Origin of the sequence: Nostoc sp. EspVER01, from assembly GCF_034530635.1 — a bacterium.
Lineage (GTDB): Bacteria > Cyanobacteriota > Cyanobacteriia > Cyanobacteriales > Nostocaceae > Nostoc.
On the sequence record NZ_JAVRCS010000008.1, the window covers coordinates 54215 to 78830 of the forward strand.

Consider the following 24616-nt stretch of genomic DNA (forward strand, 5'->3'; position numbering starts at 1 on the left):
TCCTGCGGATGATGTTTTACGAGGTCTTTCTTTTTAGAGTAGTTGGTATATAAACATTCTAAACATTACAGCGATTAGCGGCCAGCTTCAAGAAACACCCTGAAAAAGGAGATACAGAAGTGTTGTTATGTAATTGTAAACTTTTATAAGCATGGTTCTTTATAGCTTGACAATGTAGACATTTTAATGTCCAAGTGCTAGACTATTAGAAAGCGATCGTCTTCCAATAACAACAAATACCTTTCGATTCAGTCAATCACAGGAGTGAATGATGGACTTTCCAGTCGAATTAACTTTAGAACAACAGTTTCGCTTACAAAATTTGAAAGACCAAGTAAAAAGTTTGAGTCAACAAGAGGCTCAAGAATATTTACTAGAAGTTTTACGGCAGATGATGGTAAAAGATAATTTGGTCAAACATCTGTTAAAACAAGCTTGATACAGTAAAAACCAAGATTTTTTCCTTAAGACTTACGCAATGGCAGAGTTCCATAAAAATGCGTAAGTCTTAATTTTTTTGCCCAATTTCGGCTAAATTTTGATTTTTTGATCGGGAAAGCCAAAATTATAGGTAAATATTACAGATTATTACTTTGTCTCTCATAGTAAAGACTAGGGTACTATTGATCCCCTATGTTTTTGTTTGGCTACTCACAGTTAACCTGATCGAGAACACGCCAGAAATAATATCCGCCATTTGTGAATATTAAGGAGAACTCATGGTTCTTGATGCTTTTTCCAGAGCTGTAATTGCGGCTGATGCCAAAACCGCTCCTATCGGTGGTGCTGACTTGGCAGCCCTGAAGTCTTTCATCGCTGAAGGCAACAAGCGCCTTGATGCAGTGAATGCGATCGCCAGCAACGCTAGCTGCGCGGTTTCTGATGCTATTGCTGGGATTGCTTGTGAAAATACAGGTTTGCTACAAGCTGGTGGTAACTTGTATCCCACTCGCCGGATGGCTGCTTGCTTGCGTGATGCTGAAATCGTTCTGCGCTATGTAACCTACGCACTATTGGCTGGTGATTCTTCCGTATTGGATGATCGTGCTTTGAACGGTTTGAAAGAAACCTACACAGCTTTGGGCGTACCCACTGGCTCTTCTGTACGGGCTTTCCAAATCCTGAAGGCTATCAGCGTCGCTCACATCACCAACACCAACACTGAAGCTAACGCTGGTAAAAAGTTCCGTAAACAAGAAGTTGTTCAAGGCGACTGCTCTGCTCTAGCTGCTGAAGCTGCTAGCTACTTCGATCGCGTAATTTCTGCTTTGAGCTAATCGCTCATGGCTAAAGGCTGTTAGCCAAGCAAACTGAAATTAAAACTCGATCAAATCTAATCTGGAGTATAAAAAGCAATGAAATCAGTTATCACTACAGTTATTGGATCTGCTGATGCAGCAGGTCGTTTTCCAAGCAGTTCCGATCTAGAATCCGTTCAAGGTAGCATTCAGCGTGCTAATGCTCGTCTAGAAGCTGCTGAAAAGCTAGCTTCTGGTATCGATAACGTAGCTAAGGAAGGTTATGATGCTGCCTTCAAGAAATATCCTTACCTGAGCCAAGATGGTGAAGCTGGCGACACTCAAGTTAAGAAAGACAAGTGCCTCCGCGACATCAAGCACTACTTACGCTTGATCAACTACAGCTTAGTTGTGGGCGGTACTGGTCCTTTGGATGAGTGGGGTATTGCAGGTGCTCGTGAAGTTTATCGCTCTTTGGGTCTGCCCACCGCTCCCTACGTTACCGCGTTGACTTATACTCGCGATCGCGCTTGCTCTCCTCGCGACTTGTCTCCTCAAGCGTTAGTTGAGTTCCGCTCTCTTCTTGACTACGTAATCAACTCCCTTTCATAGTAATAGGGATTGACTAGACGTAGACGAGTGATCGTCATACTCTAAAACTCAGGGACTCTCAGTCTGTTGCTTTGCCTGTATCAGGTTGAGTGATTGAACAAGAGTCCCTCTGTTGTTAATAATTCGTAATTCGTAATGACGCTCTCTACGAGATGCTAAAAGCGTAGCTTGCTTCTCTGTAAGAGTACGCGGACTCGCTAACGTAATTCGTAATTAATGATTGAACTTGGGGGATTTAAACAGGGAAGTTTTCTTTTATGACAATAGATTCTTTATTTGCACAGTTAAAACACCCCAACCCCAATTTGCGAGAACGAGCCATGTGGGAACTGGCTGATGTCCGTGATGAAAATACTATTCCTCGACTGATGGGTATTTTAGATGAAGAAGATGTCACCTATCGTCGAGCTGCGGTAAAAGCACTGGGTGCTATTGGTATAGATGCTGTACCGCTACTGGTAGAGTCATTAGTAAATAGTGATAATGCGACCATTCGGGGTAGTTGTGCTAAAGCTCTAGCACAGGTTGCGGCTAATCATCCTGATGTTCCCTTCCCAAATGAGGGCTTACAGGGATTGCAAACAGCGCTCAATGACCCAAATCCAGTTGTTTATATCGCATCAGTAATGGCATTGGGTGAGATTGGTTCTCCCGCCTTTGAGATTTTGACTGAAGCTCTGAAAACAATAGATAATGTTGCAGTGGCTGTGGCGATCGTTAATGCAATCGGTTCTATGGGCGATATCCGAGGGGTGGAAGTGCTGACGGCATTGACAAATGATGAATCTATCGATCCTTATGTTCGGGAGTCAGCGGTGAGTGCTTTGCCCCGATTAGATCAAGTGATTAAATATAAGAGATAAATATAAGAGAGAGTAGCGATCGCTCTTACAACTACTTTTATCAATCCCAATAGGGCGCATACATTTAGATAAACTTCAGCTAGTAGACTACTATAAGCAGCTTGGTCAAAAGTAAGGATCATTTTCCATTTACCTTTGTCATATTCTGTCCATCGCTTTATTCCCAAGCTTCTTCCTCTAACTGCCTCTCAATTTGAGAAATCGCCAACTTCATCACTGCTTGAACCCCCGCTTCTTCTTCCTCCATTAATGCGGCTTGCAGGGGTTCTAAAGCAGCACCGTCGCCAATCTTCATCAATGCCAGAGCCGCTGCTTTTCGAGTTTCCCAATCGGGATGATGTAGTAATTCAACAAGACTAGGAATTGCCGAGCGATAGGTGAGGCTACCCAAAGCTGCTGCGGCTTCACACCTGACAATTTCAGATGGATCGTTGAGGGCATTAATTAAAATATTAAATGCTCCTTCTTGAGTACCTTCTTGAGCAATTTTAGCGATCGCACCCACTACCGCAGCCCGAACTTCAGCGGAGTCTGAGTTAATCTCTCGATATAAATGCTCCTTCGCTTCTGCACCAATAAATCCTAACGCCCATACTGCATGACCTTTGGCACTTTCTGGATACTCAGTTGACGCTAAGATTTTCAGCAATGCTGGTACAGCTGCTTCACCTATTTTGGCCAGCCCCCCCACCGACGAGGTTTTGACTACCATATCTTCATCATTTAAGAGGGCATTGACCAAAGTCGGAACTGCGATCGGATCGGCGATCAGTGTCAAGGTTTTAGCGCTGGCTCTCCGCACAACTGGGTTGGGATGACTTGCCACAGCTTCCATCAATAAAGGGGTCGCTGGTTTGCCGATTTTACCCAAAGCCTCTGCAAAACTCAACCTCACCATGCCTCGTGAGTCTCCCATACTCTCAACCATCCGCTTTATTAGCTCTTGGTCATCGGAGTTGAAGGTGTTTAAGCTTAATTGCTCACTCACCGCTTTAAATAAAGCGTCACTTTCTGCATGGGACAGATTTAACGAATCTGCCCCGGATTGAGTTTCGGAGTTGAGCATATAATTTCTAGCTAAATTATCAAGACAAATGACTAGTTGCTGCCACTCAAGGCAGCCTGTTGATTACGGAGTTCCTGGAGTGCAGAATCAATCTTGGCAAGCTCAGGCTCCAGTTTTGCCATAACGCTTACTTTCATCAACTTAGCCCGTTTTGCAGTTTCCGTAGTTTCTTGAACTAGACGTTCCCGATATTGCTCAAGTTCTGCAATCACTTCTGCTACATCTTGAGCGGTTATGTTATTGGCTGTTGTGAGTTCAGAGGTTTCATCCATAAGTTTGGTTTCCTAAATATGTGTTTATATGAATGATGTGCGATTGGTTACTCGCTAAAGACCAACGTTTAGCTGTTACATAAAACTGAACAATTAGCAAGAGGCAACTGAACTAATAGCTGACAAATGCCTATATTATGATCTTCTCAGATCGCGTTACCACTGGTAAAGCTTTTTGACGTAAATCTTCAAAAGTTTAACCCAACTACATTCTGGAAAAAGATCGTGGAAACGACAAGAAACAACCCACTAGATATACGCCACATTAGTCCTACAGTAAGAGAGCTAATTAAGCAATACGCTGCTGTAAATAACTGTACGCAGGCCGAAATGCTAGAGCGTATTGTTTTAGAGTGGAACACCCAACAAAGTGACAGCGAACGACCAGCAGGAGATGAGGATGAATAGCTTTTTTATACAGTTTTTTTGAGGGCGATGATGCGGTTTTTTGGTTTGTTTGGCTCTACCTCGTTATTTTGTACTCGCCCCGTCTACGCTTCATCTTCCCAGTCCCCAATCACTAGTAGCCAGTCCCTAGTACGATAGTAAAAGTGACTTCAAAGCAATTATCCAAGAGCCATTTATAGATCAATGGATAAACGTTTTTTTAAAATGTTTGGGCTGACAGAAGAAGAAGCGATCGCAATTATCGATACACCATTAGAACAACTCGAAGACGCTTCTGATAAGTATATTGCTGTTTCCCATTTAATTAACTTCCCCACTGAGCAATCGATCGCGGCTTTGGTGCGGGCAATTGAAACCAGTAACCCTGATGAGTTAGACCACCGCATTGTCCGACGCAAAGCTGTGGAAAGTCTGGGGCGATTACAGGCACAATCAGCTTTACCTGTAATTCGGCAATGTCTTAAAGATGATGATATTTATACTGTTGAAAATACTGTGTGGGCAATCGGGGAAATTGGCACTAAAGAGCCAGAAATTCTCGAAGAGGTGGCACAACTGCTCGATAAACCAGATCAAATCTATCGAGTCATTATTCACACTCTAGCTAACGCTGACTATCAGCCTTCCCTAGAACGTGTACGGAAGTTTACCCAAGTTGAGGATGAACCTACCCGTAGTGCAGCGATCGCTACAGTTTGTCGCTTCACGGGTGACTACTCCCAAATTACCGAGGTGATGGCGCTGCTGCAAAGTTCTAGCGTCAATGCACGGCGCGGTTCTATTCAAGACCTGATTGATTCCCGCTACTACAAAGCCATCCCAGAAATTGCCCGTTGTCCTGTATCTCTGGTGTTTCGCTTGCGAGGATTGCGGATGCTTTTGGATGCAGGTGTTCCCAGTGGTGAAATTACCTTTACAGAAATTCAACCTTACTTAGAGCAAGTACTTTACGATCATCCCAACGACCTCGATCTAGTACATGAGTATGATGCTACCCCTGTTCTAGATTTTGTGATTAACGAACTCTACGAAACCGATTTTGGACGTTGCTATTTAGCGACAAAAACCTTACTAGATATCTATCCACAAGAAGCACCCCAAGCACTTTTAGTAACTTATGGCGACAAAGCATATAACGACTATGGCGCTCATTATCATGTGATGAAACTTTTCGGCTGGCTAAAATATGCACCCGCCTACGATTTATTAATAGAAAACCTGCACAACCGCGAACCCCAGTTTCAAAAATCTCGTGCGGCCTGTGCGATCGCTCTTGGTGAATTGGGTGATTCACGAGCAATTCCTGAAATCAAAATTTGCCTGAATACACCGATTTGGGATTTGAAATACGCTTGTTTATTAGCGCTAGACCGCTTAGGAGACTCCTCCGGTCGGGAAATTTGTACTGGCGATCGTGATTGGCTAATTAGGGCGAAAGCGACAAGTAATCAATAGCGCTGGCGACTGGAAGTCGCGGCTACATAAACATAGACGCTTTACGGCTACTGGTCTATCGCAAAAGTTTTAAGAGGTTAGTGGTGTTCAGATCCCCGACTTCTTGAAGAAGTCGGGGATCTAGCAGCCTGTCATTACACCCCACCCCCAACCCCTCCCCGCAAGCGGGGAGGGGAGACAAAGCGTAGCTTTGGCGGGGTGGGGTTCTTTGGGTTTAATAAGCAATCTAAGCGGACATGATATTACTTGCTACTGGTGCTAGTGACTGCTTCGTTTAAAACTAACTTTGGTTCTGGAGTCTCTTCTTCTTCTGGCAAACCGTAAATCGATCTGTACAACTTTACGTACTCCTTAGCAGATTGATACCAACTAAAATCTTGACTCATACCCCGTTTTTGTAGTTCTTGCCATTGCGGTTTGAAACGGAAGCCTTCCCAAGCTCGGATCATACAAGTGAAAAGGTCTAGCGGTTCATAGCGATCGAAGCAATAACCAGTACCAGCAGCATTTTCAGGGTCGTGATGGCTTACAGTGTCAACTAATCCACCTGTGCGGCGGACAATGGGTACAGAACCGTAGCGCAAAGCCATCATTTGGCTAATACCGCATGGTTCAAAACGGCTGGGCATCAAGAAGGCATCAGTACCAGCATAGATCCGGCGAGACAGGGCATCGTTATACAGTAAGTAAGTTGCCATGCGTCCGGGGAAGCGGGATGCTAATTGCCACATCTGAGTTTCATAGTTGCGATCGCCTGTCCCTAACAGCACAAACTGGGCATCTGTATAAGATAGGAAGCGATCGAGGATTTGCAATATCAAATCAATGCCTTTTTGTTCCACTAATCGGGTAACAATCCCAATAAAAAAGGCTTTGGAATTAACTTCTAATCCTAGCTCTTGTTGCAAAGCAACTTTATTGGCTTTGCGTTTTTCTAAAGTATCAGCAGTAAAGGTTTGCTCAATATATTTGTCATTTTCTGGGTTATAAACCTCGGTATCAATACCGTTGATAATCCCAGATAATTTACCGCTAATAAAGGACAGCAAACCTTCTAATGTCTCACCGTAAGTAGCTGTCTTGATTTGCTCGGCATAGGTGGGCGAAACTGTATTTACCTTGTTGGCAAATTGTACCGCCGCCGCCATGACGTTGTGTCCTTGCATATACCAGGGACACCAAGTAATTTTTTCTAAATACCAACGCCACGGCCCTTGATAAGCCAGGTTATGGATGGTAAACACTGTGGTGATATCAGGATCTTGGTGCATCCACACGGGAATCATCCCTGTATGCCAATCGTGACAATGGATAATATCTGGCTTCCAGTAATTCCAGGCGAACTCGGCTGCACCATTAGCAAACAATGTGAACCGCCAATCTTCATCATCTCCAGAATAGATGCGGCGCGGCATGAAGGACGGATGTCCAAATAAGTACAAGGGAACATCAGTACCAGGCAGAATACTTTCATATACTGCAAAGTGCTGGAACATGGCATCTCCCCACCAGATCGGTTCTTGGGGAATTTCCATTTTGTCTGGCAGGAAGCCGTAGTAAGGCAAGAATATCCGCACATCATGCCCCATTTCTCTCAGGACTTTGGGTAATGCCCCGACAACATCACCCATTCCTCCTACTTTCGCAACGGGTGCTGCTTCTGCTGCAACAAATAGAATCCGCATGGTAATTTTTGCTTCCCTGAGTCTATATTGTCAAATTAACTTTCTGAAATCCCGACCAACGCGAATTGTCGCGTCTGGCACATATTTAGTGCAACGGCGATCAATTCTTATCTAATCACATTGGCTTGCCCAATTGCTTAGGAACCGCGCTGAATCACCGCAAAAATTTCTGATAAAATTTCTTGCGCTCCCTGTTGCCGCAACAGTTCTGCTAGTTCTGTGCCTAGTGCTTCGGCATTATTGGCAAGTCCGGTGACGGTATCTTTTACGAACTTTTGACCATCTACACTGGCGACTATCCCGGTTAAGGTCAAATTCTCACCCGATATTTCTGTATTTACACCGATAGGTACTTGACATCCACCCTCTAGAGAACGGAGAAAAGATCGTTCGGCAAGACAGCGATCGCGTGTTTCGGTATGTTCAATTGCTTTGAGTAGAGATAGCACTTCACTATCATCAGCACGGCATTCTATCCCCAAAGCTCCTTGCCCAACCGCGTGGAGGGAGATTTCTTTGGATAAGATTTGATGAACGCGATCGCCCATTCCCAATCTCTCTAATCCTGCGGCTGCCAAAATCAAAGCATCGTATTCACCTGCATCCAGTTTTGCCAACCGTGTAATCAAGTTTCCCCGCACATCTTTAAATGTAAAGTGAGGGAAGTGATGGCGTAACTGTGCTAAACGTCTTAGAGAAGATGTACCAATTACCGCACCTTCTGGCAACGTATCGATTTGTTTATCTTTGTGCTTTTCATGCACAACTAATGCATCGGCTGGGTTTTCTCGTTCAGTGATTGCTGCTAACGTCAACCCTTCTGGTAAGTGAGTCGGCAGATCCTTGAGAGAATGAACGGCAAAGTCAATCTCTTGATTGAGCATTCCAACTTCAAGTTCTTTAGTAAAAAGTCCTTTATCGCCAATCTTAGCTAATGCTACATCCAAGATTTTATCGCCTTGGGTAGACATGGTGTGGACTTCAAAAGTGATATCAGGAAAGCTTTTCTGGAGCTGCTCTTGTACCCAATAGGTTTGAACCAGAGCAAGTTGGCTTTTGCGCGAACCAATCCGAATAGTGCGTGGGGGACTAGAAACAACTGAAGTCATAAAACAATATATCAAAGGAGGCGATAAATTCACTCTCATCTAGACTACCGTAGTCAGGGACTCATACGAATTTTGGGTTTTAGATTTGGGATTTTGGATTACAATTCTTTACCAAAAACTTGTTTGTGAAATCTCAAATATGAGAAGTATAGGGAAAAGGAATTTTCATTGCTCCTTGTGAGCGGACTTTAGCTAAGGGATTTCCAAATAAAAAAAATATCCAATTAACTCTTGTGGGGTGGGCGTCTCGCCCGCCCAGACGCCCACCCCACAATAATGGATGATTTATTTCTTGGAGTTCCCTAACTATTGAGTCCGTTGTTGAAGGCAGTGTTCTAATTCAGTGTTGAGTGTTTTTAGCTGTTTGTAAAGTTCTGACTGCTTGGATGTAGCGATCGCTCATAATGGCGATCGCTACACCTTCAAGTTTCAGCTAGTACCCACCAAATTTTGGGAAATAACCAAATGTAGTCAGCAAACTAAACAAGACAATCAGTGCCAGCGTCGAAGCTAATAGCAATAACACCACATCTCTGTCAGAACTGCGTAAGAAGGTCTTTAAATTAAAAGGCTCAACCTGCTTTCTCGTCAAGGGAAGCGGCAATTTATCGCGATAATCTTCGCCATAACGAGCCATTCTGGCAAAAGGTAATTCCCCTAGAGAGTGTCCCTGTAAAATCCGTCGCCGTTGATAGGGGACTGTATTGTAACCAAAGTTACTCATGTACTCCTCACTATCCACCAAATCGTCGATAAACCTGTACAGTCCTTTACTAGCTAGCACAATTGACCAGGCTAGTTTTTCGCGTTCATTGTAAACCTCACGACCCAATAAGCGCTGTACGCATATCTGCACAAAGCGGTAATTGTTGTTGCTTTCGTAATTAAGTCGCCGAAATGCATCAGATATTGCTAATCCTCGAATGAAATCCCTGACTGTAATTTGACCAGTTCTCAGTTGTGATTCTAGACAGGTTTGGCGGTTGCTATCTAGCATCTGTTGTTCGTGGAAAACCTGGCGATAGGCTGCCTTAATCAAGGCATCCATTTCTAGTGATGATTGCAGATATTCGGCTGTATAAATTCTAGGTTGCTCGTCGCCAAGAATCTCATATCCAGATACACGATGATTTCGAGATGAAGGGGAATAGCTTAACAATGGAATAGGCATATTAGAGCTATAAATTTGAAGGGATTGGGCATTATGTATGAGGCAAAACAGTTCCGTTAGCGAGGCGTTGAGTCAGTTCCAAGTTCTGAAGATTACCACCTCAGCACTCCTGAAGGGCATTTATTGATTGCTTTTGTCTCCCTTATCCCCAGTTCCTAGCGCTTTGAGTTGTAACCACCGCAAAATTGACTAGTAGTATGTCAAATTTAAGTTCGTAGTAAGGACTTCATTCCTTATTTTCTAAGCACTAAAGTGCTTACTACAAACCTTCAAGATTAACTTGACAAAGTAATAGTAGGCTGTAGTGGAACTTTATATACCTTTAACAAGTTGCTCAAGCAACAACTTGTCTGATTAATTGACATGGTAGCTGGATTTACGCATTGATGGGAGCGCAACTGAAGAGATGCCTAAAGTTTAATTCAATTGCCCTTTGCTACTAAACAGATAAACTTGCGATCGCTGATTTCACTTTGCTGAAACTACGACTCAAGAACATTAATTTGCTCACTTCCCATAATATAGGAATTTCCTAAAACCTGTCTATATACAATTCTGATGATGGCTTTAAATTTTTCTACAGACTAACCAAACACCCTTCCACTTGAGTGAGTATTTTGAAACAGGCGGCTAAAAATAGACTTCTTTGGGAAGGTTTTAAAGATTCTTGGCTTTTCTTGGTGTATGATGCGATCGCATATTCCGCTAAACTTGTTCAATATCTCTAAAAAACTCAGCCTTAAAAGGGAAGTTGAAAATTTAGAGGAATGCTAAGAATAATTTGTTATCTTCATTAGTTATCCAAGCTTAGTTATTATACCTTATGAATCGTTCCGCCTGTTTAATCTTCAATCCTGTTGCGGGTCAGGGCGACCCAGATACAGAGCTAGCAGAAATTCGGGCAATATTAGAGCCAGAGATCGATCTAGATATTCATTTTACAACTGAAGAAATCGATGCTGACCAACTGGCATATCAAGCTGTAGAGCGAGGAGTAGATGCAATCATTGCTTCTGGGGGGGATGGTACTCTCTCAATAGCGGCGGCGGCGTTAGTGGGAACTGATATCCCCTTTGGGATCATTTCTAGAGGAACAGCGAACGCTTTTGCCACAGCTTTAGGAATTCCTGACACGATCGCAGGTGCATGTCAGACAATTTTGCAGGGAGCAACCACCCATGTAGACGTAGCTTATTGCAACGATCGCCCAATGGTACTTTTGGCAGGTATTGGCTTTGAAGCTGAAACTGTAGAATTGGCAGACCGAGACGCCAAAAATCGCTTTGGGATGATGGCCTACGTTTTGGCAGGAATCCAGCAATTAAGAAATTTAAAAAACTTTGATGTTGAAATTGAAACTGAAGACAGGATAATTAAAACTAGTGCCTGTGCAGTAACGGTAGCAAATGCCGCACCTCCCACTTCAGTTTTGGCTCAAGGCCCAGCAGGTCTGGTTTATGATGATGGGTTACTAGATTTAACGATTGTAGCTCCAACTAACAAGGCAGGAGCGATCGCTGCCACGTTTCATCTATTTCAAACGGCTTCCACAGGTAACGCCGTTGAACGGGATGATATTGGTTTTCTGCGAGCGAAACAATTTAAAATTACCACTGAGCCACCACAAAAAGTTGTTCTAGATGGTGAAATAGTCGGCACAACACCTGTAGAAATTAAGTGTGTACCAGCAGGCTTAAGAATTTTTGTGCCATTAGTAGAAGAAGTTGAGCCGACCGAAAAACTAGAGGGACTCCCTAATCTGACTATTGAGATGAAAGATACGGCAGAAGAATGAGGGTATGGGCATGGGGCATTGGGCATGGGGCATGGGGAAAGGGAAAGGGGTAAGGGGAAAAGGGTAAGGGGAAAAGGGGAAAGATTAAATTTATTCCTTTTCCCTTTAACCTTTAACCTTTAACCCTGCTCCCCCTGCCTCCCCTGCTCCCCCTGCCTCTCTGCTCTCCCTGCTCCCCTTCAATTGAAAACTCAGGAGTAGGTTGCATTGAAACTTGTATCTGATCCAGCGATCGCTAAGAAAATTCGGAAAATGAATCAGCGGGTGCGGTGGCAAGATCCGTTAATTGTAGAACGGGATATCGACCAAACTCGGCTGGTGTTGGAAGATGCTCAAACAGACAACTCTGAGTTCTCATTTTTAGTTGTCGGTGATAGTGGTTCCGGTAGACACAGAGGACACAATCCCCAGCGACAGGTGGCGGAACTGATGCTCCCTCATCACAACGACTCCCGGTTTATGCTGCATACAGGGGATGTGATCTATTTAGTTGGATCGAGTGAATATTACCAGCAAAACTTCATCCAGCCTTACCGAGAGTTTATCTCTGGCATAGAGCATCGCAAACGGATTGCTTATGACCAGATGGTTTTTAAGCTGCCCATTTTACCTGTGCCGGGAAATCACGATTACTATAACTTGCCGATTTTATTGAGTTTGGCGTCTCTAACAACCTTACCCATTCGTCACCTGTTGCGATCGCGGTTAGACCTAGATGTGGGCTTGCATGGCTCAGGATGCGGTGACGCTTACGCAAAGGCATTTCTCGACTATCTGAAGGCGTTTCAGCTTCCAGAAGAGTTAGCCAGTCACTTAGATCGGCACTACACAGCCAAGACAGATACAGGTCGTTGTCTTTCTTATCAACCTGGGCAATTTACCCGCCTTCCCAATCGCTATTACACTTTTCGTTATGGCGGTATTGATTTCTTCGCTTTGGATTCTAATACCTTTAACGATCCACCACCGCTACCGAAAACAAAAAAAGGTAAAGCCGATCGCAAACTCTTAGAAAAACGTCGTGAAGATTTCGAGCGAGAAAAGCAGCAAATCATTGAAACCTCAGCCAAACTTCGCCCGGAAAACCCGAATGAAGCCGATCAATTAGATGACTTCCATGCCAAGATGTCACAAATTGAAGAAATTATCGTTGATATCGATAAGCAACTAGCCACTAATAAGACAACGCTGACTGACATTGAACAACTGGATTGGCTCAAGCAAAGATTAATTGAATCTTGGAATAATCCTGAAGTTCGGGGAAGGATAATTTATTTTCATCATCCTCCTTATGTAACTGAGGCGACGAAGTGGGAACAAGCACAAACTCTAATCGTTCGCGATCGCTTGCGTGGCGTGTTGAATGCGGTAGCTAAAGAAATCGGTTCTTTAAATCAGGGTCGTCCTTTAGTCGATTTGGTAATAAATGGTCACGCACACTGCTTGGAACACTTGGAAACAATGGATACGGGACACGCTGATTCTCATATCCACTGGATTGTTTGTGGTGGTAGCGGGTTTAGTTTGCGACGCCAACGGATTGAGGGAGCAGATTTGATGGAGGAGAATAGGTTAGTAGCGCGATCGCATCTCTTCATCGGTCGCAATGGTCAAGGTTCTCAGAAGCGACGACCTTATTCAGGTTTACGTATTGACGTTAAAGGCGATGGACAGCCTAAGTTTATTGTTCGTCCTTTGGTTGCCGAATGGTATCAGCGGCAATGGCATAATTGTGAACTTGAGCCACTGATTATCTAGTAATACTGCTGTATTAAACCCGTAGAGATCCAAAGCGCTTACGCAGGAGAGGGAGGCTGGGTGGGTGAGGTCTGTCGAATTCACATTTAGTTATAATTCTCAAATATAGCAGTCGCCAAAGCCGTTAGGACAGTTTGCGGGAAACGCGTCTTCAACAGCGTACTTTGTGATTTTATTGCTGTCCTAAGCTCCCTGTCTGTTGCTATATATGCAGAAAGCTTAAAAACCCTGCCGCTCTGCGGTCTTAAAGACAAAATATAAAAAATTAGAGACGCAGTTATTGCGTCTCTAGAAACCACCTATTAAGCCTTCTTACCTGTAATTGCACCCAGCAAAATAGTTGTTAATTAAATTACTCCTGGGCCTCTACCGCGGCTGTCACCCTTATCTGTCAACTTGCCTTCCTCATCCTGATTAATTTCTCCAAGTTCTTCGATACGTTCTGCCGTATCTTCTGCCACTTGCTGGCGTGCATCACCCGGTTCTTCGTAGTACATTTCTGGTTCAACTGCATAGTTGTTTAACAAACCTTCTTTGTCCACGGTATAGCCGTCAGTGGTACGTATACTGTCTGGATCGGTTTGATCGTCAGTAGATGCATCTGCTTCCCCTTCTTCTGTGGGAAGTGTTTTGTACTTATTTCCTTCTCTTTCCATTCTAGCGGCGGTTTCAGCAGGGATAATGCCGCGATCATATGTATCGACTTCCGCGCGATCGGATGAATCTGTACTTCTCTTAACTGCTTCATTAGCCATAATTTATGTCCTCGTTAAAGAATCTATTGAATAACTTCTAAAACTAGATTAGGTTGTTTCTCATCTGCGAACTACTATCTTGAGAAGTGACTTAAATTTAAAAATAATGTTATATTCTCTATCTTTTGATGTATCCAAAAGACTAAAATGGAATCCGGTTAAATACTGTTGATTTACATTTCTTGGTAGAACAAGGGTTTTAGTTGAGTCAACCTAACATTAAAAGGGCAATTAGAAACTGCAACTATAAGAGGCTTTACCCAAGTCCGCAGAGGCGGATGAGAGTTGGCGTAGCTGCGAATTCTATTTGCCCGTGTAAATCTTACTTTAATGGTTAGTAAATTTACTCGCCCACGAATTGGTTTTTCAGTAATTGAATTTCATCGGCTAATTCCTGGCGAGTTGAAGCCTTCAGTAGATAGCGGAAAACAAACCAACTGGTGTAACTAATTCCAACTAACTCAAAAAGTGGTGATAGTAGTGGAACATCATTTATTGCAGCTAGTGCCGCTAGTACTAGCCTAGCTGTAACAATCGCCGCAAAAATTAAAGCAACGGTTATTAGAGGTTGTTTGTAGTCCTGAAAAAACCTACTTAAGTATTGGGGCAGTTGCTCTAAAAATTGAGAAATTTGTCTGCTAATTTGCTGCCATTGAGATTCAGGCTCATGTGCTGGCGGTAACTTTGGCAAGTTTGCAGTATCAGTACCTTCAAGTGCTAGCGTACCTTGTGATAAGGAAGCATTGATGGATTCACGTTGCTGTTGTTCGGTTTCCATAGTTTTTCTGTTTGGTAACTACAAGACTTTGTATAACTGAACTGAGCATCAATAAATATAGTTATTAAGGTTGTCAGTTGTCAATTATGAGTGGTCAGTTAAACTTATTACTGACCACTTAGACCGAGCAGGAGCATTTAAATCTCTTTACGCCTACCTGCTCACTTAATGTTGTTAACTGCTTTAGTTAGTTACTGTGGAGACAGTTGCTTTCACAACTACACTGTTGACACCTTTAATTTCCTTAGCTAATCTTTCAATTTTAGCTAACTCCTGCTGATTAGTGACAGTTCCGGCGACAGTCACAACACCACCGTCTGCGGCATTAACTGTTAGCTGACCTTTGGGGATATTAGCCTCTAATTTTGAGCGAACTTGACTTGCTAAGTCACTTGGATCTCTTTTTGTATCGCCACCAGTGACATTATTACGCTGTTCGCGGGCGCGAATATCCTCATTGAGTTGTCTTCTACGAACTTCACTTTGTGCATCTTTTTGAGAAGCTTCTGTTGTTTTTGCACTCGGTGCTTGGGGAGCCTCATTAGGATTATTGGGTGCAGATTCACTTGTTTTAGAAGCGTTATCACAAGCAGCAACACCAAAAACTAAAAGGCAACTAATTACGAAGGGGGTTAATTTTTGCATAGGTTTAATTCTGAATTAGAAACTGAAATTTGTTGATATTTACGGCAAAAGTGAGGAGCAAGTTTTTTTTAGTCAGGAGAAAAGGTTTCAAATTTTTGCTCCTGCAATTTTGTAGGATTAGCGTCAATGACAATTACTTTGGATTAAAGTACTTCATCACGACGATCAACAATAACTACAGCAGGATCGTTTCTATGAGCCTCTGTTGAGTAATTAGGGCGAATGGGATCGACTACTGCTGCGTCATTATGCGTTACTCGGTCGGAACCTGGGCGATATTCAATAATCTCAGTAGCATCATAGATTGCAAATTCTTCAATACCTCGATGTTTGAGAATCGCTTCAGCTTGGTGGATTTCAGCTTCCGTACCATCGAGAATTACTAAGTAGTCGCCTCTTTGGAAGCGATCGCTATATACTCGCGCTCTGTCTTCAGGAATTCCCAAGCCAACAAGTGCGCCTACAATACTCCCTGCTGCTGCACCGATCGCGCCACCAGCTAATGTTGTCGCCAAAGTGGTTGCAACTGCACCACCTGCAATTACGGGCCCGATTCCAGGAATTGCTAAAGTTCCAAGTCCAACCAATAAGCCGGTCAAGCCGCCCAGAACACCGCCTGTAGCTGCTCCAGCTTTAGCACCATCGTCTGCTTTATTACCAGTACCAACATTTCTATCTACATCTACACCACCAATCCCATGACCGTCTGTATCTTTGGCAATGATGGAGACTTGATTCAACGAAAAACCTGCATCTCGCAATTCTGTAATTGCGACTTCAGCATCTCGACGATGAGAAAATACCCCGATCGCGCGTTTCGCAACACCACTATAACCCGCAGCCGGAGTTGGAGTTACATAACCAGTGGTTGCATTTGTCGCATCTGGGTGGTCGTAAATGCCAAACTCTTCCACACCCTGATGATTTAAAATTGCTTCTGCTCTAAGTATTTCTGCCTCTGTACCATCAAGAATGACTAAATAGTGTCCTCGTTTAACACGTTCGTCGTAAACTTTAGCCCGTTCTTCAGGAATTCCTAAACCAATTAATGCACCAAGCAAACTACCAGCCACTGCACCAATACCAGCACCAGCAAGAGTTGTAGCTAGGGTAGTTGCTGCGGCTCCAGCCAACATAATTGGCCCGACTCCAGGAATTGCTAAAGTGCCAAGACCGACTAATAAGCCAGCCAATCCGCCCAAAGCACCACCTGTAGCTGCTCCGACTTTAGCACCTTCGTCAGATTGATCGCCAACGCGATCGCTCACATCTGCACCAGCAATATCGTCTCTGTCCCCATCTTGGGTAATGACAGAAACTCTGTTCATGTCAAAGCCAACTTTTTTTAATTCATGTAGAGCATGTTCAACATCTCGGCGATGAGAAAATACACCTACAGCACGTTTATGTACACCTACCACCATTATTCTTTCTCCTCAGCAAAAATCAATTATTTACTAATTCATATGCTCGTAATAACCCTTATTAATACATTTTTCTATTTCGTTTTCATCAATCGCTTGGAAGAATTTTTATCTCTATCATTAGATATAGGTGTCTTTATCTAAAGTTAGTAACTAAATCTTAAGTAGAAAATATATTTTATTTTCTAAAGTTTTTATAACAATTATCTCTGACATCAATTTTATTGAGAAAGTTGATACCAAAAAATGTTACTTTCTAACATTTGCTACTAACTATAATTAACCCGCTCATAACCTAGTATATCGTTAGATATAGTTTTATGAGATTTACTTTTGCCTAATAAATTTTCTTCGAGAAAAATGTTAACTAAATCATATGTTTTCTTTTAGAGGCCAGATAAATATTTATTTTTTTAAATACGACTTTTGGACAACCAACCTATTACTTAAGAAAGTGCCAGCTTACATAAATAATAATTAAGCTGATAAATAAGCCATTTTATGAATGGCTATTTAATTGAGTAGAAGTGGGAAAGTCCTATGTTTCAAGGTGTTTTAACTCTTTTTGGATGGAATTGGCTATCTTTTGGATTAGCGCCCCTAACTTTAGCTCAGGAAGTACTAACTCCAGAAGAAGCGTCAGTTGTTTTTTCTGGGCCTAAATTGTTGGTGGCACTGCTAGCTGGGGTTTTGATGGCATTTGCCTTTCAATTGTTGTTGACAAACTTTTCAGTCGCTGTCGGAATTTCATCTTGGGAAATTGGCTCCGATTCTGATGATGAGTCTGAAGGTTTGGGTAAGACAATTCGTAAAGGTCAAGCGAAAGTTGGTGCTTGGGCATTAATAACCGTTAGCATCGCATTATTTATTGCTTGTTTTTTAGCAGTAAAACTTAGCCTAATCGAAAGCGCATTTTTAGGAGCAATTATTGGTGTAGTCATTTGGTCTACCTATTTTTCACTAGTAATTTGGTTGGGTTCATCAGCAGTAGGTTCTTTAATTGGTTCTATATCTAATACTGTTACTTCTGGTTTTCAAACTCTGATGGGTACGGCAACTGCTGGCATCGGTGCGAATACTGCAAAAAAACAGTTAATTTCTACTGCTGAAGATATTACAGCCGCAGTCCGGCGGGAATTAACTTCAGGTTTTGATTCTGAAGGTATTAAAAATACTCTCCAAAGTTCTTTAGGTTCTCTGCAATTGCCAAAGCTGGATATCAAAGAAATTCGGAGTCAATTTGACCAACTTCTGAAGGATACAGATTTGCAATCTGTTGCTAATAGCGATCTATTGCAAAACGTTAATCGCCAAACATTTGTTGATTTAATCAGCAGCCGTGGCGATTTATCTAAAGAAGATATCAATAACATTGCTGACCAATTTGAAGGTGCATGGCAACAAGCTTTAAATCGCAAAAATCCCACAGAACAAGTAATTAATTTACTCAAGTCCGCTACTCCTGAAGAACTTAATTCTGAGCAATTAGGTGAACGGCTTCAAGAACTGGTTACAATCGGCAGCGGTAATGGCAATGGTGTAATCAAGCAAGCTATTAGGTATGGCTTAAGTGCAGCTGCGCCAGCAGTTATGGAACGGGTAAACCTTTCTAATATCGATGTGAACAAAATTACAACTCAGTTGCAAAAACTGAAAGAAAAAGTTCAAGATGTCGATGTTGAGCAAGTCACAGAACAATTTCAAAAGTTTAGAGAACAGGCAACTGAGCAAGTATCTGCAAAATTACCCATATCACTGGAAAATGCAATTAAGGCAGATATAGAAGACTACATATTGCATTCCTTCCCTTGGCACTTTAACCGAATTACTCTAGTAGATGAATTTAAGGAAGTCATCTATGACGTAAATGCAGATCCGACAACTGTGAGACGAGAGTTGGAAGAAATCAACCAAGAATATTTCAGCAACTTGTTGAAGCAGCGCGGTGATATTAGCGAAGCTAGGGTGAAAGAAATTTCCGAACAAATGGAAAGCGATCGCCTGGAAGTTTTAGAAACTGTCAAACAGGCTCAAACTCGCGAAAAAGGTCAAGATTTCCGCAACCGCATTGAAGATTATCTGCGTTCTACGGGTAAAGAGGAACTCAATCCCGAAGGTATTGAACGAGACTTTGGCAAGTTACTAGACGATCCACAAGCTGGGTTTGAAGATTTAAGTAGCCGCTTTGGGCAATTTGACCGCGATACTTTTGTACAATTGCTCCAACAGCGTCAAGATATCAGCGAAGAGGAAGCTAATAATATTGTTAGTCAACTCGAACGCAACCGCGATAATTTCTTGAATCGTGCTAGGGAATTGCAAGAGCAAGCAAAAGCGAAAGCCGATGAACTGCGCCAAAGAGTTGAAGAATATCTGCGGAATACTAACAAAGACGAACTCAATCCCGAAGCGATCAAACGTGAGTTTAGAGTTTTACTAGACGATCCGCAAGCCGGAATTAGTCTCTTACGATCGCGCCTATCCCAATTTGACCGCGATACCTTGGTACAATTGCTCAGTCAGCGTCAAGATTTGAGTGAGGAACAGGTAAACCAAACTCTCGATCAGCTAGAAGCAGTCCGAGATAGTATTTTGCAAGTACCGCAACAAGCGAAAGAACAGTACGAAAAGACTACAAAAGCGTTAGCGGAGCTTCCCGAAGGGTTCGCTGAATATCTCCGCAATACCAACTTGGAAGAACTTAATCCAGAAGGTATCAAAGCCGATTTGGAGAAATTACTCGACGATCCTCAAGCTGGAGCCTCAGCACTGCGCGATCGCTTATCTAATGTTGATCGAGAAACCTTGGTTAAACTCGTGAGTCAACGCGGTGACTTGAGCCAAGAGCAGGTTAATCAGATTATCGATCGCGCTCAAGATGCCATTGGTGATATCCTGAGAACGCCACGACGTTTAGCAAAGCGCACCACTCAACAAGCTTTAGATTTTGAAGCCAATCTCGAAGAATATCTGCGTAATACCAACAAAGAAGAACTCAACCCCGAAGGAATCAAACGCGATTTACAATTGCTGCTGTCTTCTCCCCGCGCTGGAATTGGGAGTTTAAGTGATCGCGCCGCGAAATTTGACCGTTCCACAATTGTGGCGCTATTATCCCAACGTGAGGATATCTCAGAAGAGGAAGCTAACCGAATTGTCGAGCAAATTGATTCTGTTCGCAGCTCGATTGTCGAACAATTCCAGCAGATTCAGCAGAGAGTACAATCAGTGCTAGACGGAGTTTTTGCCAAAGTTCGCAACTATCTCAACTCCCTGAATCTTCCTGAACTCAACTATGAAGGCATTAAGCAAGACTTTGCAAAAGTCTTCGACGATCCCCAAGCCGGATTTGAAGCCTTGCGCGATCGCCTCAGTGAATTCGATCGTGACACCTTAGTTGCTGTATTGAGTTCTCGTGAAGATATTTCCGAGGCCGATGCTAATCGCATAATTAACCAAATAGAATCGGCGCGGGATGGCGTATTACAACGAGCCGAACGCATCCAGAAAGAAACTCAAAAACGCCTGAAAGCGATTCAAGAGCAAGCTAAAAAGCAAGCCGAAGAAACCAAGAAAACCGTTGCAAACGCTGCGTGGTGGATATTTGGCACAGCGATTACTTCTCTTTGCGCCAGTGCGATCGCAGGTGCGATCGCTGTGACGGGGATAACTCTACCTGGGTAAAATAGACCTCTTGCAAAAGTAATTTTTGCAAGAAGCGGGAAAAGGGGAAAGGTTAAAGGGAAAAGGTTTTTATTGTTCCTTTCCCCTTTCCCCCTTACCCTTTTACCGACTTATACAAGAAGTCTAATATCTCCGTCATCAGAAATTTTGAGAAATACAAAGTGGCATTCAGTCTTTATAAATGAATGCCACTTTTTTGATTTATCAAAAAAGTATCGTGATATCAAGTCCTGTTAATTACTTATGATTACCGCATCTGTGCACAAATCGGAAAAGCCTTTTTCCCCTTGAATGATATATCAAAAAACTCTATCTGAAAAAAATATTTCATATTTCGTTATAGCAAGAGTAACAAAAAAGAGTTAATTATTATTTCTGAAAGATAGAAAAAATTAAGCTTGAGGTAGTATCATACTCTTGTTATTCTGAATCCAGTAAAAATGTCCTAAAACCTATGCAATTCCGTAGGAGATAATCTGCTTATTTGCTAGCAGATTGCTGCTAGAAACGGTGAATTCATCAGGTACAAGGACATCAAATGACTCTTGGCACAATCTATTTTGGTGCCAATATCATCAATAGATCGTTTCTCAAATCTTTAGACTTAACAGCAAAGACCTGTTCTAATCAGGTCTAATTTGTTATATCTTCTCACTCGTTATTTCTCCACTGGGGAAGTGACGAAGTAATTTTTTACCCTCTAAATTCAGGATAAATTCACTATGCCAACCATTAACGGTACTAATCAGCCTGACAATCTTGGTAATTCTTTTTCTGTTTTGCCTGATATCATCAACGGGTTTGACGGTAACGATACGATTAGGGGCGGATCTGGCAACGATACGATTAATGGTGGTTCTGGCGACGATAGAATTAACGCCGGAAACGGTAATGATAGCCTTCTGGGCGGATTTGGCAGCGATACAATTGACGGGGGAAGAGGCAACGATATAATTGACGGCGGATCTGGCAACAATACGATTGACGGCGGATTTGACGGTGACGATAAAATTCAAGGTGGTAATGGCAACGATCGCATTCAAGCCGGATCTGGCAACGATACAATTAACGGCGTATCTGGCAATGATCGGATTGACGGCGGAGCTGGCGACGATAAGATTGACGCTGGTTCTGGCAACGATACGATTAACGCTGGTTCTGGCAACGATACGATTAACGCCGGAGTGGGGAACAATATAATTAACGGTGTATCTGGCAACGATCGCATTAACACCGGGTTTGGTGACGATACAATTGTCGGCGGATTTGGCAACGATACGATTAACGCTGGTGATGGCAATAATACGATTGATGGTGGATATGACAACGATATAATTAACACCGGATCTGGCAACGATCGGATTCAAGGCGGATCTGGCAACGACACGATTAACGGCGGATCTGGCAACAATAGGATTGACGGCGGAGCTGGCGACGATAAGATTGACGCTGGTTCAGGCAATGATACGATTAACGCCGGTTCAGGCAACGATACGATTAACGCCGGAGCGGGGAACAATATAATTAACGGTGTATCGGGCAACGATCGCATTAACACCGGATTTGGCGACGATACAATTGTCGGCGGATTTGGCAACGATACGATTAACGCCGGTGATGGTAACAATACGATTGACGGCGGGTCTGACGACGATATCATTAATACTGGATCTGGCAACGATAAGATTGACGGCGGATCTGGCAACGATAAGATTAACGGCGGATCTGGCGACGATAAGATTAACGGCGAATCTGGCGACGATAGCCTTGTTGGCGGATTAGGCAACGATAGCCTACTTGGCGGATCTGGCAATGATACGATTAGCGGTGATTTTGGTAACGGTGGTATCCTCACGGGTGTTGGTGGAACTGATGTTCTCACTGGAGGATTGGGTAACGATGTTTTCGATTTTAACTTCGTTGCAGAGAGTCAACCTGGTTTGTTACAGGATGCGATCGCTGATTTTGTGGGAAACGGCATCCTTGCAGGGGATCAAATCGATCTATCTACCATCGACGCTAACTCCACTAAAGAAGGCAACCAAGCCTTCACTTTCATCGGGAGTCGTGCATTCTCTGCAATCGGTCAAATCCGTTATTCAGGAGGTATTCTCCAAGGTAGTACTGATGGGGATCTGTCGGCTGAGTTTGAAATTCGGCTTACAAGAGCGCCACAACTAGTAGAAAGTGACATTATCCTTTAATTTAATATTATCTGCCTTGAAAATAAGGCAGAATGCAGAATTTTGATAATTAAATAGTCGGAAATAGAGATCAGTTTAGCTTGCCTCTCTGATAGTTTATAGTTATTAAATTGCGCCGCGTCTACATCAGAAAATCAGGTAATACAATCGCAATCTTGCAATGATGCCAATTAATTCAAAAGATGTCAGAGAATTTGAGAAGGCACATTGTGTAACGCAAGGGATGTCGCGATGTCTACGGTGTCACTGAGCGCAGCCGTACCCCTCCGGGGAAGCAAGCTACGCGCAGCGTCTCGTAGAGAAGTGCGGGCTACACCTATGCACTGGTTAACAAGGCTTTTAAGTTATTGGCAATTAATTCGTTATACATAACTAGATAAATCACCAAATAAATCTCAAAAAGCAAAACCAACCCTATCTGAACAAAGGTTTCATATTTTGCTTTAGTGAGAGAAATAAAATAGATTTAATTACTCTTTCTTATAGATAGAAAAAGTTAGGCTTGAAAGTAATACTATAGTTTGTATTATTGTGAATACAATCAAAACGTTCTAAAAGTTATGCACTTCTGGAGGAGGAAGTTTGCTTGGTTCATAGCAGCCTACTACTTTAACCAGTAAAGATATAAAAAAATCACATAACTTTTGGCATAATTTTGATTCCAACATCATTAATATGTCCAGTGTTTCTCAAATTTTCAAATTTAACAGCAAAGACCTGTTCCAATCAGGTGTAGTTCAGTTATCTTTTCCCACTCGTTATTTCTTTATCTTGTTTTATCAGTGTTGCTAAATGACAGAGTGAAATTTAAAAATTAAATCTTTTAAACTGTTTCCTTTACACCTTTGGGAGAAACCAAATTCATCGTCTTAATCAGCAACACTGTTCGTTTTCTAATGAAAAAGTGACGAGGTTAATTTTTACCTTCTCAGTTCAGGAGAAACTTACTAATGGCAATTATCAACAATTTGCTTGACGGTAGCATCAACAATTCCCCATTTATCTTTGGCTTTGCTGGCAGTTATGTCATTAACGACGATGCCGGCGGCAATATCCTAAATGGGGGTGCTAACAGCGATGTCCTTAACGGCAATGCCGGCAATGATACTCTAAATGGGGGTGCTGGCAGCGATGTCCTAAATGGGGGTGCTGGCAGCGATGTCCTAAATGGGGGTGCTGGCAGCGATGTCCTAAATGGGGGTGCTGGCAGCGATGTTCTATATGGGGGTGCTGGCAGCGATGTTCTATATGGGGGTGCTGGCAGTGATGTTCTATATGGGGATGCTGGCAACGATACCATAAGTGGAGGTGCTGGAACTGATTCTCTTACTGGCGGTGCTGGCAACGATATTTTCGATTTCAATTCAGTTTCAGATAGTCCTCCTGGTTTGTCACGCGATGTGATCACTGACTTCGTTGGAAACGGTATCTTTGTAGGCGATCAAATCGATCTATCTACCATTGATGCTAACTCCAGTGTAGCGGGCAACCAAGCCTTCACTTTCATCGGGGCTGGCGTATTCTCAGCAGCCCGTCAGGTTCGTTATTCAGGAGGTATTCTTCAAGCTAACACTGATGGGGATCTGTCGGCTGAGTTTGAAATTAGGTTTAAAGGGGCACCACCAATAGTGGCAAACGACATCATCCTTTAATCTAATAGACCTGCCTTGAAAATTAGGAGGAACTTTGCTTGT

General features: G+C 42.8%; 21 protein-coding genes. 12 read left to right on the forward strand and 9 right to left on the reverse strand.

Annotation, left to right across the window (positions count from 1 at the left end):
* Positions 1-268 precede the first annotated feature (268 nt).
* The 4 genes from RMX69_RS09295 to RMX69_RS09310 all read left to right on the forward strand — a co-directional run bounded on the left by RMX69_RS09295 (position 269) and on the right by RMX69_RS09310 (position 2713).
* Complete coding sequence (locus RMX69_RS09295) at positions 269-439, forward strand: NblA/ycf18 family protein (RefSeq protein WP_416211620.1); 171 nt, start codon at positions 269-271, stop codon at positions 437-439.
* Between the two features lie 280 nt (positions 440-719).
* Positions 720-1277, forward strand: coding sequence for a bleomycin hydrolase (locus tag RMX69_RS09300; RefSeq protein ID WP_289795383.1), 558 nt, complete (start codon positions 720-722; stop codon positions 1275-1277).
* Positions 1278-1355: 78 nt separating this feature from the next.
* Positions 1356-1850, forward strand: coding sequence for a bleomycin hydrolase (locus tag RMX69_RS09305; RefSeq protein WP_289795384.1), 495 nt, complete (start codon positions 1356-1358; stop codon positions 1848-1850).
* Between the two features lie 257 nt (positions 1851-2107).
* Positions 2108-2713, forward strand: coding sequence for a HEAT repeat domain-containing protein (locus RMX69_RS09310; RefSeq protein ID WP_289795385.1), 606 nt, complete (start codon positions 2108-2110; stop codon positions 2711-2713).
* A 157-nt stretch (positions 2714-2870) separates the two neighbouring features.
* Here RMX69_RS09310 and RMX69_RS09315 read toward each other — a convergent pair whose 3' ends face one another.
* Together RMX69_RS09315 and RMX69_RS09320 are read right to left on the reverse strand one after the other, a co-directional pair.
* Entirely contained in the window at positions 2871-3779 is a 909-nt protein-coding gene (locus RMX69_RS09315) for a HEAT repeat domain-containing protein (RefSeq protein WP_289795386.1), read from the reverse strand.
* 32 nt (positions 3780-3811) lie between these two features.
* Entirely contained in the window at positions 3812-4051 is a 240-nt protein-coding gene (locus RMX69_RS09320; protein WP_322637259.1) for a hypothetical protein, read from the reverse strand.
* 225 nt (positions 4052-4276) lie between these two features.
* Between RMX69_RS09320 and RMX69_RS09325 the strand changes: the two genes are divergently transcribed.
* Together RMX69_RS09325 and RMX69_RS09330 are read left to right on the forward strand one after the other, a co-directional pair.
* Positions 4277-4459 (forward strand): hypothetical protein, encoded by a 183-nt coding sequence (locus RMX69_RS09325; RefSeq protein WP_099099549.1) that lies wholly within the window; start codon positions 4277-4279, stop codon positions 4457-4459.
* A gap of 183 nt (positions 4460-4642) precedes the next feature.
* On the forward strand, positions 4643-5914 hold the full coding sequence (locus RMX69_RS09330) for a HEAT repeat domain-containing protein (RefSeq protein ID WP_322637260.1): 1272 nt from the start codon (positions 4643-4645) through the stop codon (positions 5912-5914).
* A gap of 242 nt (positions 5915-6156) precedes the next feature.
* Here RMX69_RS09330 and glgA read toward each other — a convergent pair whose 3' ends face one another.
* From glgA to RMX69_RS09345, 3 genes are all read right to left on the reverse strand, one after another.
* A complete protein-coding gene (gene glgA, locus RMX69_RS09335) occupies positions 6157-7599 on the reverse strand; it encodes a glycogen synthase GlgA (protein WP_289795390.1) in 1443 nt (480 codons plus the stop codon).
* Between the two features lie 137 nt (positions 7600-7736).
* A complete protein-coding gene (gene hemC, locus RMX69_RS09340) occupies positions 7737-8708 on the reverse strand; it encodes a hydroxymethylbilane synthase (RefSeq protein ID WP_322637261.1) in 972 nt (323 codons plus the stop codon).
* A gap of 433 nt (positions 8709-9141) precedes the next feature.
* Complete coding sequence (locus RMX69_RS09345) at positions 9142-9879, reverse strand: phycobilisome rod-core linker polypeptide (RefSeq protein WP_322637262.1); 738 nt, start codon at positions 9877-9879, stop codon at positions 9142-9144.
* A gap of 823 nt (positions 9880-10702) precedes the next feature.
* On the opposite strand from RMX69_RS09345, the gene RMX69_RS09350 reads away from it, so the two are divergent.
* Both RMX69_RS09350 and RMX69_RS09355 read left to right on the forward strand, forming a co-directional pair.
* The gene (locus RMX69_RS09350) at positions 10703-11674 is read left to right on the forward strand and encodes a YegS/Rv2252/BmrU family lipid kinase (protein ID WP_289795393.1); all 972 of its coding nucleotides are present in this window, start codon (positions 10703-10705) and stop codon (positions 11672-11674) included.
* A 207-nt stretch (positions 11675-11881) separates the two neighbouring features.
* On the forward strand, positions 11882-13432 hold the full coding sequence (locus RMX69_RS09355) for a metallophosphoesterase (RefSeq protein WP_322637263.1): 1551 nt from the start codon (positions 11882-11884) through the stop codon (positions 13430-13432).
* Positions 13433-13779: 347 nt separating this feature from the next.
* Here the strand turns inward: RMX69_RS09355 and RMX69_RS09360 are convergent, their stop codons facing one another.
* The 4 genes from RMX69_RS09360 to RMX69_RS09375 all read right to left on the reverse strand — a co-directional run bounded on the left by RMX69_RS09360 (position 13780) and on the right by RMX69_RS09375 (position 17034).
* Entirely contained in the window at positions 13780-14187 is a 408-nt protein-coding gene (locus tag RMX69_RS09360) for a hypothetical protein (protein ID WP_322637264.1), read from the reverse strand.
* 343 nt (positions 14188-14530) lie between these two features.
* Entirely contained in the window at positions 14531-14965 is a 435-nt protein-coding gene (locus RMX69_RS09365; RefSeq protein WP_289795396.1) for a CAAD domain-containing protein, read from the reverse strand.
* A gap of 183 nt (positions 14966-15148) precedes the next feature.
* On the reverse strand, positions 15149-15610 hold the full coding sequence (locus RMX69_RS09370) for a BON domain-containing protein (RefSeq protein WP_289795397.1): 462 nt from the start codon (positions 15608-15610) through the stop codon (positions 15149-15151).
* A 143-nt stretch (positions 15611-15753) separates the two neighbouring features.
* Positions 15754-17034: a general stress protein gene (locus RMX69_RS09375; protein WP_322637265.1), complete on the reverse strand. Its 1281-nt coding sequence runs from the start codon at positions 17032-17034 to the stop codon at positions 15754-15756.
* A gap of 540 nt (positions 17035-17574) precedes the next feature.
* Between RMX69_RS09375 and RMX69_RS09380 the strand changes: the two genes are divergently transcribed.
* The 4 genes from RMX69_RS09380 to RMX69_RS09395 all read left to right on the forward strand — a co-directional run bounded on the left by RMX69_RS09380 (position 17575) and on the right by RMX69_RS09395 (position 24574).
* On the forward strand, positions 17575-20718 hold the full coding sequence (locus RMX69_RS09380) for an MFS transporter (protein ID WP_322637266.1): 3144 nt from the start codon (positions 17575-17577) through the stop codon (positions 20716-20718).
* Positions 20719-21440: 722 nt separating this feature from the next.
* Entirely contained in the window at positions 21441-22922 is a 1482-nt protein-coding gene (locus RMX69_RS09385; protein WP_322637267.1) for a calcium-binding protein, read from the forward strand.
* A gap of 231 nt (positions 22923-23153) precedes the next feature.
* Positions 23154-23294, forward strand: a complete 141-nt coding sequence (locus RMX69_RS09390; protein ID WP_322637268.1) for a hypothetical protein — start codon at positions 23154-23156, stop codon at positions 23292-23294.
* Positions 23295-23872: 578 nt separating this feature from the next.
* Positions 23873-24574 (forward strand): hypothetical protein, encoded by a 702-nt coding sequence (locus RMX69_RS09395; protein WP_322637269.1) that lies wholly within the window; start codon positions 23873-23875, stop codon positions 24572-24574.
* Positions 24575-24616 lie beyond the last annotated feature (42 nt).